The organism is Kitasatospora sp. NPDC059827, from assembly GCF_042731675.1.
In the GTDB taxonomy this organism is placed as follows: Bacteria; Actinomycetota; Actinomycetes; order Streptomycetales; family Streptomycetaceae; genus Kitasatospora.
In genome coordinates this window covers 46,967-59,398 of record NZ_JBHWIV010000038.1, presented here as the reverse complement: position 1 = coordinate 59,398, position 12,432 = coordinate 46,967, and the positions used below count along the sequence as shown (strand labels likewise).

Genomic DNA, 12,432 nt, shown 5'->3' with positions numbered 1-12,432 from the left:
TTCGAGCATGAACGTACCCGCACTGATCCCGATCCGGCACGAGCCGGACTGGCGCACGGACGCCATCGGCCGCTGCCAGGACGGCCAGTTCTTCGCTTCGGCCGTGTGGGCCGACGGCCGGCCGTACGCGGTGCTGCACCGCTTCGACCCCGCCGGTCGGCACCTGGAGTCGAGCATCCGGGCCGTCGGCACGGCGGCGGAGGCCCGTCGGCTGCTGGACGAGTGGCTGGACGCCCTGCCCGAGCGCGCCTACGGGGACATCGCGATCGCGCAGTTCTCCGTGGAGGTCGACGGCGTGCTCTTCGGGCTCCTCCTCGACGAGGAGGAAGCCGACGAGGACGACGAGGGGGGCGAGGACGAGGGCCCCTGGGTCGAGCTCCGCCCCGACGGCCTCGGCTTCCACGCGCCGTGGGACGGCTGCTACGACACCTGAGCCGTCACCGCCCGTGGGCCGTCACCACTCCGCGACCCGGTAGTCCTTGAGGAACACCCCCGACACCGGGTGGCCCGCCTCGCCGCGCACGATCGGGTCGTACACCCGGGCCGCGCCGTCCACGATGTCCAGCGGGGTGCGGAAGCCCCGGGCGGCGATCCGGGTCTTCGCGGGCGCCGGGTTCTCGTCGGTGATCCAGCCGGTGTCGACGGCGCACATGTGCACGCCCTGCGGGGCGAGTTCGGCGGCGCTTGTGCGGGTGAGCATGTTGAGCGCGGCCTTGGCCATGTTGGTGTGCGGGTGGCGCGCGGTCTTGTTGCGGACGGCGAACCGGCCCTCCACCGCCGTGACGTTGACGATGTAGCGGGCGGGGTGCGGGGAGGCCAGCAGCAGCGGCAGCAGCCGGTCGCAGAGCAGGGCCGGGGCCAGGGCGTTGACCAGCTGGGTCTCCAGCAGCTCCGCCGGGTCGAGCGAACCGAGCGTGGCGGACCAGGAGTTGGCGGGTGCCAGGTCGGGCAGCAGCCCGGCCTCGTCGGTGAGGTCCAGCAGGGAGCCCGCCCCGGAGGGGAGTTGGGCCGCGACGGCGGACGGCCGGAAGCCGGGGGCGTGGGTGACGGCCCGGCGGTCGGCGCCCGACAGGGCCGCGGCCTCGCCCGCCGCCAGCAGGGCATAGGACTCCGGGGGGCGGCGCAGGGTCTGCGCGGCGTTGTTGACCAGGATGTCCAGCGGCCGTCCGTCGGCGCGCAACTGCTCGGTCAGGCCGAGGACTTGGCGCGGGTCGCGGAGGTCGATGCCGACCACGGTCAGCCGCTCCCACCACTGCGCGCTGCCCTCGGCGGCGCGGAAGCGGCGGACGGTGTCCTGCGGGAAGCGGCTGGTGACGGTCAGCTCGGCGCCGTCCCGCAACAGCATCAGCGCGAGCTGGAAGCCGATCTTCACGCGCCCGCCGGTGAGCAGCGCCCGTCGCCCGCGCAGGTCGGTGGAGAGGCCGCGGCGGGCGGTGTTGTCGTCCGCGCAGTCGGGGCACAGCATGTGGTAGAAGCCGTCGACCTGCCGGTACGGCTGTTTGCAGACGTAGCACCTGCGCGGGACGAGCAGCTCGCCGACCGGTCCTCCCGGGGCCGGCGCGAGCGGCGCGTCCTCACGGCGCCGCCGGGCACCGGTCGCGGTGGCGGCGAGCAGCGCGGCGTCGGCCTGCCGGACGGCCTCCTTGGCCTCCTGGCGGCGGCGCTTGCGGCTCTCCATCACGAAGGAGCTGAGCTGGCGCTCGGCGACCAGCCGGGTGCGGTCGTGCGGGGGGAGGCCGCGCAGCCGGCCCAGGGTGACGCTGAACGCGCTGAGTTCCTCGGGGGTGAGGCCCGCCGCACACGCGGCTTCGCTGGTCGTGGTGGTGGTGATCAGCTGGTGGTGGTCGTCCCGGACCGTCATGTCCGCCCCCTCGTTCCGTACAGGTGGGAGGGACTGTAGTTGACGGTCCGGGACGATGAGATGCCAATTTCTTCCGGTTGCCCGAGCCGCCCGTGCCACCTGAGCTACCCGCGCTGCCCGAGCTGCCCGTGCCGTCCGAGAGTGTCGGCCCGGCCGTGACGCACGGAGGCGCCGACGGCCCCCTGGCCCGTCGGCGCCCCGCGTGGTCGTGGCGTCAGCCCGTGTACTTGCTGAAGATCTTCGCGAACTCGTACGGCTGCTGGGTGATGTTGGTGCACTTGGCCAGCGAGCCGGTGCAGGCGTTGGCGTCCCGGGTGGCGTCCCAGAAGGCGAGCAGGCCGAGGTGGTTCTGCTGGGCGAAGGTCGTCAACTGCTGGGCGGCGGCCTGGTTGTAGATCTGGTGGTCGTCGTTCTCGCCGATCATCGGGGTGACCCCGACCATGGCCCAGAGCTGGGCGTCGGTCTTCGCCGGGTAGAGCGCCTTGAGCTGGCCGAAGGTCGCCTGCGCGGCCTGGACGGCGGCGTTGCCGTAGTCGCTGCCGGAGCGGTAGTAGTCCATCGCCATGATGTTCACCAGGTCCAGGTTGACCCCGGCGTCCCGGGCGGACTTGACGATGGTGACGCCGTCGCTGGTCAGGCCCTCGGGCAGGACGGGCAGGGTGAGCGAGACCTTGAGGCCGGGGTGGGCCTGCTGGAGCTTGGCGAGCGCGGCGGAGCGGCGGTCGTTGGAGGCGGTGTCGGCGATCGCCGCGCCCTCGATGTCGTAGTCGACGTAGCGCAGGTTGTAGGCGTTGACGACCGCGTCGTACTCGTTGAACAGCGAGTCCACCGAGGTGCAGGCGGCGGCGAGTTCGGTGCCGCTGGCGCCGCCGAAGGAGAGCTTGACGTCGCCGCCGGCCGCGCGCAGCGCGTCGACCTGGTCCTTGGCCCAACCGGTGCGCGGGTCGTAGGCGTTGAACCAGCTGGCCTTGCAGCCGACGCCGGTGACGAAGCCCATGGTGTAGCCCTTGACGCCGCCGGCCTTGGCCATGTCGGGCATGGACGGGGTGGGCCAGGCGCCCATGTCGATGTACGGGGCGACGGGGAGGGCGACGTTCGGCGGCGGGGTGGTCGGTCCGCCGGTCGGGGTGGAGGTCGGCGGGGTGGTCGGGGGAGTGGTCGGTCCGCCGCCGCCGGGGCCGGTGAGGGTGACGTCGTCGGCGAGGTAGGCGCCCTGCCCGTACCAGCCGTGCAGGTAGACGTTGACGCTGGTGGTGCTCGGTCCGGTGGTGAAACTGGCGGACAGCTGTTGCCAGTTGGCGCCGCCCGGGGTCCACACGGCGGGGTCGGTGACGCCGCTGCCGGTGGCGCCGAGGTAGACGTACTGGCCCTGGACCCAGGCGCTCAGGGTGTAGGTGGTGTTGGGCTGGACGCTCACGGTCTGGCCGCACTGCGCGGTGTCGCTCGCGCTCACCGCCCCCTTGAGGGCGTCGGTTCCGCTGTGGGCGCCGGAGGTGACGATGCTTCCGGTGCCGGCGGAACAGCTCCACGGGGCGAGCGTGCCGCTCTCGAAGCCGCCGTTGGCGAGCAGGTTCGCGTCCGCGGCGCCGGCGTTCCCGGCGAGGGTGGCGAGGCCGCCGGCCGCGAGCGCGGTGGCGGCGGCGAGGCTCAGCAGGGTGGTCCGGCCGGCGGGGCGGCGGCGGGTGGGGGCGTGCTGGGGCGCGCTGGGCATGGGGGTGCCTCTCGGAGCGTGGGGCCGCCCGCGCCGCGAAGGGGGGAGACGCGGGGCGGGCGGCAGCATGGGGGCTGTTCCGGTGCGGGAGGAGCGCGGTGCTGAGGATCAAACTGGACTAGACCAGCTGTGCACGTCAAGCACTTCCCGGCGTTCGGGAGCCTTCCGAGAGCAGGTTTTAGGGAGGGTTTAAGGAGACCGGTGGGTCAGTGACGGTCCGTCAGTCGGTCAGCCGCCGCAGCACGGCTTGCACTCCTTCACCTGGACGTCGTCGAGCACCGGCCCGAAGGCCCCCCGCACGGTGCTCTCGAAGGCCAGCGTGGTCGAGGAGTTGTACGCGACGAAACTGAACTGCCGTCCGACGTAGCCCATGGCGGCCCGGGTCTTGCCGGTGACGTCGAAGGAGAAGTCCTGGAAGTCCTGTCCGTCGATCAGCACTCGGCCGGTCCGCAGGGCGGGCCCGCCGCCGGGGTTGCCGGCCAGTGCGTAGCTCACCGAGTAGGTGGCGCCGGGGACCGTGGTGAAGGTCTGGGCGATGGTGCCGCTGTCGGCACCGTTCAGGTCCACCGACTGGTCGCCCTCGGCGGCCTGCCAGAAGCCGGCGCCGATCAGGTCGACGCTGCCGCTGGTGACCAGCCACGGGCCGATGCTCTGGCCGGCCACCGGCTCGGTGAAGGTGTTCGGTGCGATCTTGGGGGACTCGAAGCTGCCGTCGTCGAAGCGGCTGAGCGTGCGGTGGCCGGCGGCCTGGGCCGGGGTCGCGAGGCCGGCGGTGGTCAGCGCGGTGGCGGCGGCGAGGGTGAGGGCGAGGGCGGCGGTGCGGGTGCGCGAGAGCGGCATGGGTTCCTCCCCGAGGCGGGCGACGTCAGCGGTCGCCTCCGTGGCGGCGGGCCGGGTCGACCGGCCGCGGACCGAGCGTCGACCGTCGCGGCGAGCCGTGCCAAGACCGGACCGGCGGCGCCAGGTGGCGCGGTGGGGCCGCGACCGGGCCCCCGCGCGCCGGTTTGGCGGGGCGGACGTCCGCCGGGCCCGGGCGGACCGTCCGGGGACGAACGCCCGGGCCGACGGCCGGGTGCGGGAGCCCGGTGGTGAAACCGGAGGCGCGCGCCCCGTTCACGCCCGATCGCGGTCGGATGACCCTACCGGAGCCGGGGGTTGACCTCGGAAGGCTTGACCTTGAGTGCACTCCAAGGGGGAAGCTGGCCGCGTTGATCCACTTCGGCTCAGCGGAACCACCGAGCGGAACCACAGAACGGAGCACCGTCATGCGCAGCGCCTTCTTCGGCAGCGGCGGCCCGGAGGTCGGCGTGATCGGCCTCGGCTGCATGGGGATGACCCACGCCTACGACGTCCGGAGCCGGGACGACGAGAGGTCCGTCCGGGTCATCCACCAGGCCCTGGACCTCGGCGTCACCCTGATCGACACCGCCGACGTCTACGGCCCGTACAGCAACGAGGAGGTGGTCGGCGCCGCCCTGGCCGGCCCGCACCGCGAGCGCGCCTTCCTCGCCACCAAGGTGGGCATCGTCCCGGGCGGCGGCGGCCCGAACGTGCGCGACGGCCGGCCCGAGCACGTGCGCCGCTCGATCGACGACAGCCTGCGCCGGCTCGGCACCGACCACGTCGACCTGTACCAGCTGCACCGGGTCGACCCGGCCGTCCCGATCGAGGAGACCTGGGGCGCGCTCGCCGAGGCCGTCCGGGCCGGCAAGGCCCGCCGGATCGGGCTCTCCGAGGTCGGCGTCGAGGAGATCCGGCGCGCCCAGGCGGTGCACCCGGTGGCCTCCGTGCAGTCCGAGCTGTCGCTGTGGACCAGGGACGTGCTGGCCGAGGTGCTGCCGTACACCGAGGAGCAGGGCATCGCCTTCCTGCCCTTCTCGCCGCTCGGCCGGGGCTTCCTGACCGGCAGCATCTCCTCCTTCGACGAGCTGCCCGAGGACGACCTCCGCCGCCGCCTGCCGCGCTTCCAGCAGGACGCGCTCAAGGCCAACCTGGCGCTGGTCGGCAGGGTCCGGGAGATCGCCGAGCGGCTCGGCACCACCCCGGCGCGGGTCGCGCTGGCCTGGGTGCTGGCGCAGGGCCGGTACGTCCTCCCGATCCCGGGCACCAAGACGCCGCGCTACCTGGAGGACAACGTGGGCGCGGCCGCGGTCGAGCTCTCGGCGGCCGACCTGGCCGAGCTGGACGCGCTGCCGGCCCCGGAGGGCGGGCGCTACTGAGCGCCCCGGGCGTCGCCCGCCCCGAGGGCCCGGGGCGTCACCGCTCCATGACCCAGACCAGCTGCCGTCCGGTCTCGCCCGGGGCCCGGACGGCGGCCTCGGCGACCCGGTCCAGCCGGTAGCCGAGCTTGCGCGGGACGGCCGCGCTGGCGGTGTTCGCCCGGTCGCAGCGGATCTCCACCCGGGCGATCCCGGGCAGCGCCAGCGCGGCCCGGGTCAGCGCCCCGGCCGCGGCGGTGGCGATGCCGCGGCCGACGTGCCGGGCCGCGACCCAGTAGCCGATCTCCAGCGCCCCCGGGCCGAGCCGCGCGTGCAGCCCGAGGGCGGCGACCACCCGGCCGGGGGCCTCGTCCAGGTCGGCGAGGTACATGAAGTCCGTCCCGGCCTCCCAGGCGGCGGTGCCGGCCCTGGTCCGTTCGGCGGTCCGGGCCCGGGTGGGGACCTCGGCCGCCCAGTCCAGCCAGGGCCGCAGGTGCTCCAGGTTGGCCCGGACGGCCCGGTGCAGCGCGGGTGCGTGGGCGCTGCGGCGGCGGTGCAGGGAGAGGCCGCCGGGCAGCCGCAGCAGTTCGGGCGGCCGCCCGGTGGTCACCTCGGGTGCCGCCCGGACGGGCTCGCAGGACTGCGGCAGTGCGGGGCTCATGGCGGCGATTATGTCCTTGGCCCGGACCTGCCACATCCGGACGGGGGCGCATCCCGTCCCGCCGACCGGCGGGGGCGGGCGGGAGCGGGAGGGGGCGGGAGGGGGCGGCCTCCGGCGCGTCAGAGCCGGACCATCACCTCGTCCAGCTCCTTGCGCCGCAGGTCCGGCACCCGCGCCCCCTCGGCGGGGTAGCCGACCGGGATCACGTACGCGGCCCGCTCCTCCGCCGGGCGCCCGCACACCTCGTTGAGGAACCGCATCGGGCTCGGCGTGTGGGTCAGCGTGGCCAGCCCGGCCTGGTGCAGCGAGGCCAGCAGCAGTCCGACCGCGATCCCCACCGACTCCTTGGTGTAGTACGGGCGCGGCGAGTCGGGGCCCTTGTGCACCTCGAAGACCACGATCACGGCCGGCGCGTCCTCCAGGAACGGCTTGTGCCAGTCGGTGCCGATCGGCGCCAGCGCGGCCAGCCACTCCTCGGACGCCCGGTGGCCGTAGAACTCGCGCTCCTCCGCCTCGGCCGCCTCGCGCAGCAGCCGCTTGCGCTCCGGGTCGGTGATCACCACGAACCGCCAGGGCTGGACGTGGGCGCCGCTGGGCGCGGTGCTCGCGGTGCGGACGGCCCACTCGACCACCCCGTCCGGGATCGGTTCGGTGGAGTAGTCGCGGACGGTCCGGCGCTGCGCCATCACGTCGTGGAATGCCTTGCTGCGGGCCTCGGCCTGGTGGGCCGGCACCGTCATCGGGGTGAGCGGGACGGTCGGGTGGGGCGTCCCTGCCACTGCGCTGTCAACCATGGCCGACAGCACAGCACATGACGGCCGCTCCGGGAAGAGGTAGAGACCAATTCCCGGAGCGGCCGTCCGCGCTTCGAAGGAGCCTAGAGCTCGTGCACCCGGCCGCCCCGGACCTCGATCCGCCGGTTCACCGCCACCGTGTCCAGCATCCGCCGGTCGTGGGTGACCAGCAGCAGGGTGCCGGTGTACGAGCCGAGCGCGGACTCCAGCTGCTCGATCGCGGGCAGGTCCAGGTGGTTGGTGGGCTCGTCCAGCACCAGCAGGTTGACCCCGCGGGCCTGCAGCAGCGCCAGCGCGGCCCGGGTGCGCTCGCCGGGGGAGAGGGTGCCCGCCGGGCGCAGCACGTGTACCGCCTTGAGGCCGAACTTGGCCAGCAGGGTGCGTACCTCCTCCTCGGTGAGCTCCGGCACGGCGGCCGCGAAGGCGTCCGCCAGCGGCTCGCCCCCGAGGAAGAGCCCGCGCGCCTGGTCGACCTCGCCGACCACCACACCGGAGCCCAGCACGGCACTGCCGGAGTCCAGTTCGAGCCGGCCGAGCAGGGCCGCCAGCAGGGTGGACTTGCCCGCGCCGTTGGCCCCGGTGATCGCGACCCGGTCGGCCCAGTCGATCTGCAGGTCCACCGGGCCGAAGGCGAAGTCGCCGCGCTTGGCGACGGCCGCCCGCAGGGTGGCCACCACCGAGCCGGAGCGCGGCGCGGTGGCGATCTCCATCCGCAGCTCCCACTCCTTGCGCGGCTCCTCGACCACGTCCAGCCGCTCGATCATCCGCTGGGTCTGCCGGGCCTTGGAGGCCTGCTTCTCGGTGGACTCGGTGCGCTTCGCCTTGGCGTTCTTGTCGTTGTCGCCGCCCTTGCGGCGGGCGTTGCGGACCCCGTGCTCCATCCAGTTGCGCTGCATCTGGGCCCGGGCCTCCAGCGAGGACTTGGTGTCGGCGTAGTCCTCGTACTCCTCGCGGGCGTGCCGGCGGGCCACCGCCCGCTCCTCCAGGTACGCCTCGTAGCCACCGCCGTACAGGTTGACCTGCTGCTGGTGCAGGTCCAGCTCCAGCACCTTGGTCACGGTGCGGGCCAGGAACTCGCGGTCGTGGCTGATCAGCACGGTGCCGGCGCGCAGGCCCTTGACGAAGGCCTCCAGCCGCTCCAGGCCGTCCAGGTCGAGGTCGTTGGTGGGCTCGTCCAGCAGGAACACGTCGTAGCGGGAGAGCAGCAGCGAGGCCAGGCCCGCGCGGGCGGCCTGGCCGCCGGAGAGCGCCGTCATCGGCAGGTCGAGGGAGACCTTGAGGCCGAGCGAGTCGGCCACCTCCTCGGCCCGCTCGTCCAGGTCGGCGCCGCCGAGGTCCAGCCAGCGGTCCAGGCTCGCCGCGTACGCGTCGTCGGCGCCGGGGCGGCCCTCGACCAGGCCCTCGGTGGCCTCGTCCAGCTCGGCCTGGGCGGCCGCCACACCGGTGCGCCGGGCCAGGAAGTCGCGCACCGACTCGCCCTCGCGCCGCTCCGGCTCCTGCGGCAGGTGGCCGACGTTGGCGCTGGCCGGGCTGAGCCGCAGCGACCCGCCCTCGGGGGTGTCCAGCCCGGCCAGCAGCCGCAGCAGGGTCGACTTGCCGGCGCCGTTCACGCCGACCAGGCCGATCACGTCGCCGGGGGCGACGACCAGGTCCAGGCCGGTGAAGAGGGTGCGTTCGCCGTGGCCGGCGGCGAGGTCCTTGACTACGAGTGTCGCGCTCATGATGGAGCCGATTGTAGGAGGACCGGGCCCCGAGCCGGAAAAGGCGGCGGGGCCGCGGCTGCCTTCCGGCAGTCGCGGCCCCGCACGGGACCGGGGCGGTGCTCAGCCGCCGATCACTTGGCCTTCTTGGAGAAGTAGTCGAACATGTGCGCCGCGACGTCCTCCAGGTAGGGGCCCGCCTCGTAGGTGTTGGCGCCGTTGCCGACGGAGGTGTCGCTGACCAGGGCCGGCTTGCCGTCCTTGGTGGTGTACCAGCCGCCGCCGCTGCTGCCGCCGGTCATGTTGCAGCCGATCATCAGCATCGCCGGGCGGCTCGGGTCACCGGGCTTCGCGGCCGGCTTGCCGCCGTCGCAGTGCTCCAGCTCGACGCCGTCGAAGGGCTTGCCCTCCGGGAAGCCGTAGTTGGCGACGGAGGCGAGCTGGTCGCGCGGGGCGTTGAACCACAGCGGCACGGAGCCGCCGACGGTCTCCTCCAGCGACTTGCCGTTCGGGTCGGGGTTGGTGACCTTGATGATGCCGAAGTCGTACTGGCTCCACGGGCCGCCCTTCTCCGGGTCGGCCTCCTGGGTCCACTGCGGGGAGACCATGCCGGCGGTCGCGCCCCACTCGCCGTACGGCTCGGCGTCGTCCAGCTTGGACTTCTGCTTGTTGCCGTTGCTCAGCACGCCGTTGCTGTTGAAGGCGGGGGCGAAGGTGATGTCGGTGTAGTACTTGTTGCCCTTGCCGCCGTGCAGGCAGTGGCTCGCGGTCCACACCAGGTTGCTCTTGCCCGGGTTGGCCGGGTCGGAGACGACGGTGCCGGAGCAGACGTAGTCCTCGCTGCCGTCCTTGAAGAAGATCTTGCCGTTGACGTGCATGTTCTTCGGGAAGGGGTGCGCCACGGGCTTGGCGGCGACGACCGAGGGCAGCTGGTCCGGGCCGGTCGGCGGCTGGGCGGCGGTGGGCTGGGCCGGGGCCGCGCTCGTCGGCTGGGCGGTCGGCTGCCCGGTGGGCTGGGCCGGCGCCTGCGGCAGCGGCTTCGGCTTGGCGTTCAGCAGCTTCTGCAGGGTCCAGTAGCCCTTGGCCGCCGGGGTGATCACGTTGGCCTGGGCCCACTTGTCCCAGTCGTCGAGCTTCCAGGTCTTCAGCTCTTCGACCGTCGGCAGCTTGATCGGAGCCGCGCCCGGCTTCCCGGAGGCACTGGCCGCGACCGACGGCGCGGAGGTCTGGGCGCCGGCCGGGTCGCTGTTGTCCGGGCCGCAGCCGCTGGCGACCACCATGGTGAGCGCGGCGACGGTGGCGCCGAGGACGGCACGGCTCGGCCTGGATATCGGTGACATGAGTTCAAATCCCCCTGTTGACTACCGCCATACGGCCCGGTCCTCGGGTACGGCCGACCAGGGCCGCAGGTATGGCAGGTGAGGAGTCTGCCATGCGGATAAGGAACTCCTTACAGGCGCCCCCGGCCGGTACGAGGCCGTCACCGGATCGGCACCGGATCGGCACGGGGCCGCGTTCGGCCCGGCTCGCGGGCGGCCCGGAAAACCGGTTGCGACCGTTCGCCGGCGTGCCTAGCGTGGTTCGCGTCATCCGCCAGACAAGGAGAAGGCCGTTGCTCTACTGAGGTCCAGGGACACCGCCCCCGCCACGCAGGCCCCGCTGCCGCTGTCGTTCTCACGGCCGCAGTTGTCGCCGCAGCCGGAACTGCAGCCGTAGTCATAGCTGTAGCTGTTGCTGTAGCCCTTGCCGCGTGGTGTGCGAGTGTGCGACCTCAGTCACGGCCCGTGGCGCGTCATCGCGCCGTCCTGCCCTCCGGCCGTCCCGGTTCCGCACCTGCGGTGTCTCCCCGTGTTGCTCGTCACCCCTTCAGCAACCACCCGGGAGGCCTTGCATGGCACAACCCACCACCGCCGTCCTCTGCACCGACCTCGCGTTCGAGTGGCCCGACGGCAAGTCCGTCCTGGACGGCTTCCACCTCGCCGTCGGCCCCGGCCGCACCGGACTCATCGGCCTCAACGGGGTCGGCAAGTCGACCCTGCTGCGGCTGATCGCCGGCGAACTCACCCCCACCGGCGGCACCGTCCGGGTCGAGGGCGAACTCGGCCACCTGCCGCAGGGCCTCACCCTCGACACCGGCCTGCGGGTCGACGAGGCGCTCGGCATCCGGGCCGCCCGCGAGGCCCTGCACGCCATCGAGTCGGGCGACACCGACCAGCGGCACTTCGACGCCGTCGGCGACGACTGGGACGTCGAGGAGCGCGCCCGCGCCACCCTCGACAAGCTCGGCCTGCGCCGCCTCGGCCTCGACCGCACCACCGGCGAACTCTCCGGCGGCGAGGCGGTGTTGCTGCGACTGGCCGCCCTGCTGCTGAGCCGCCCCGACGTGCTGCTGCTGGACGAGCCCACCAACAACCTCGACCGGGCCGCCCGCGAGCGGCTCTACGAGACGGTGGCCGGCTGGCAGGGCGCCATGGTGATCGTCAGCCACGACCGCGAACTGCTCCGGCACGTCGACCAGATCGCCGACCTCCGGGACGGCGGGGTGACGTGGTACGGCGGCAACTACGACGACTACGAGCGCACCCTCGCCGCCCAGCAGGAGACGGCCGAGCGGCTGCTGCGCAACGCCGAGGCCGACGTCCAGCGCCAGAAGCGGGACTTGGCCGAGGCCCGCACCAGGCTGGACCGCAGCGCCAGCTACGGCAAGAAGCGCGCGGTCACCCGCAACGACCCGCACATCTTCGCCGGGATGCTCAAACGCAAGGGCCAGGAGACGGCCGGCCGGCTCACCGGCATGCACGCCGAACGCCTGGAGGAGGCCAGGGCGCGGCTGACCGCCGCCGAGGAGGCGGTGCGCGACGACGCCGAGATCCGGATCGACCTGCCGCGCACCGAGGTGCCGGCCGGGCGCACCGCACTCACCCTGCAGAAGGTCCGGCTGCCCTTCGGTGCCACCGTCGACCTCGACCTGCGCGGCCCCGAGCGGATCGCCCTGGTCGGGCGCAACGGCTCCGGCAAGACCACGCTGCTGCGCACCATCGCGGGCGAACTCTCCCCGCTGGAGGGGCAGATCACCACCCCGGAGGGGCTGCGCCACCTGCCGCAGCGGCTCGACCTGCTGGACGACGCACTCACCGTCGTGGAGAACGTCAAGCGGTTCGCGCCCGCCGCCGGGGACAACGCGATCCGCGCCCGGCTGGCCCGCTTCCTGTTCCGGGGCGCCCGGGCCGAGCAGCCGGTCGGCACGCTGTCCGGCGGCGAACGCTTCCGGGCGACGCTGGCCGCCCTGCTGCTGGCCGACCCGCCGCCGCAGCTGCTGCTGCTCGACGAGCCGACCAACAACCTGGACCTCGCCAGCGTCCACCAGCTCACCCAGGCGCTGGCCGCCTACCGGGGCGCGCTGATCGTGGTCAGCCACGACCTGCCCTTCCTGCGCGGCCTGGGCCTGACCAGGTGGCTGGAGCTGGACGGCGAACTGAGGGCGGTGGATCCGATGTAGCGGCTCCT

At 73.5% G+C, this 12,432-nt stretch carries 10 protein-coding genes; 3 read left to right on the top strand and 7 right to left on the bottom strand.

Annotated features, from left to right (window positions below; all coding sequences use genetic code 11):
* Positions 1-7 precede the first annotated feature (7 nt).
* On the top strand, positions 8-433 hold the full coding sequence (locus tag ACFV8H_RS23555) for a hypothetical protein (protein ID WP_380403193.1): 426 nt from the start codon (positions 8-10) through the stop codon (positions 431-433).
* A 21-nt stretch (positions 434-454) separates the two neighbouring features.
* Here the strand turns inward: ACFV8H_RS23555 and ACFV8H_RS23550 are convergent, their stop codons facing one another.
* The 3 genes from ACFV8H_RS23550 to ACFV8H_RS23540 all read right to left on the bottom strand — a co-directional run bounded on the left by ACFV8H_RS23550 (position 455) and on the right by ACFV8H_RS23540 (position 4,412).
* Positions 455-1,861, bottom strand: a complete 1,407-nt coding sequence (locus tag ACFV8H_RS23550) for an SDR family oxidoreductase (protein ID WP_380403191.1) — start codon at positions 1,859-1,861, stop codon at positions 455-457.
* A 214-nt stretch (positions 1,862-2,075) separates the two neighbouring features.
* On the bottom strand, positions 2,076-3,572 hold the full coding sequence (locus ACFV8H_RS23545; RefSeq protein WP_380403189.1) for a carbohydrate binding domain-containing protein: 1,497 nt from the start codon (positions 3,570-3,572) through the stop codon (positions 2,076-2,078).
* A gap of 228 nt (positions 3,573-3,800) precedes the next feature.
* Positions 3,801-4,412: a choice-of-anchor C family protein gene (locus ACFV8H_RS23540; protein ID WP_380403186.1), complete on the bottom strand. Its 612-nt coding sequence runs from the start codon at positions 4,410-4,412 to the stop codon at positions 3,801-3,803.
* Positions 4,413-4,837: 425 nt separating this feature from the next.
* Between ACFV8H_RS23540 and ACFV8H_RS23535 the strand changes: the two genes are divergently transcribed.
* Positions 4,838-5,791, top strand: coding sequence for an aldo/keto reductase (locus tag ACFV8H_RS23535; RefSeq protein WP_380403183.1), 954 nt, complete (start codon positions 4,838-4,840; stop codon positions 5,789-5,791).
* Positions 5,792-5,828: 37 nt separating this feature from the next.
* Here ACFV8H_RS23535 and ACFV8H_RS23530 read toward each other — a convergent pair whose 3' ends face one another.
* The 4 genes from ACFV8H_RS23530 to ACFV8H_RS23515 form a co-directional block, all read right to left on the bottom strand.
* Positions 5,829-6,431, bottom strand: a complete 603-nt coding sequence (locus ACFV8H_RS23530; RefSeq protein WP_380403180.1) for a GNAT family N-acetyltransferase — start codon at positions 6,429-6,431, stop codon at positions 5,829-5,831.
* A 119-nt stretch (positions 6,432-6,550) separates the two neighbouring features.
* Positions 6,551-7,225: a nitroreductase family protein gene (locus tag ACFV8H_RS23525; RefSeq protein ID WP_375891153.1), complete on the bottom strand. Its 675-nt coding sequence runs from the start codon at positions 7,223-7,225 to the stop codon at positions 6,551-6,553.
* Positions 7,226-7,308: 83 nt separating this feature from the next.
* A complete protein-coding gene (locus ACFV8H_RS23520; protein WP_380403176.1) occupies positions 7,309-8,946 on the bottom strand; it encodes an ABC-F family ATP-binding cassette domain-containing protein in 1,638 nt (545 codons plus the stop codon).
* A gap of 113 nt (positions 8,947-9,059) precedes the next feature.
* A complete protein-coding gene (locus ACFV8H_RS23515; RefSeq protein ID WP_380403173.1) occupies positions 9,060-10,265 on the bottom strand; it encodes a trypsin-like serine peptidase in 1,206 nt (401 codons plus the stop codon).
* 551 nt (positions 10,266-10,816) lie between these two features.
* On the opposite strand from ACFV8H_RS23515, the gene ACFV8H_RS23510 reads away from it, so the two are divergent.
* Positions 10,817-12,424 (top strand): ABC-F family ATP-binding cassette domain-containing protein, encoded by a 1,608-nt coding sequence (locus tag ACFV8H_RS23510; RefSeq protein WP_380403170.1) that lies wholly within the window; start codon positions 10,817-10,819, stop codon positions 12,422-12,424.
* The last annotated feature ends 8 nt before the right edge of the window (positions 12,425-12,432 follow it).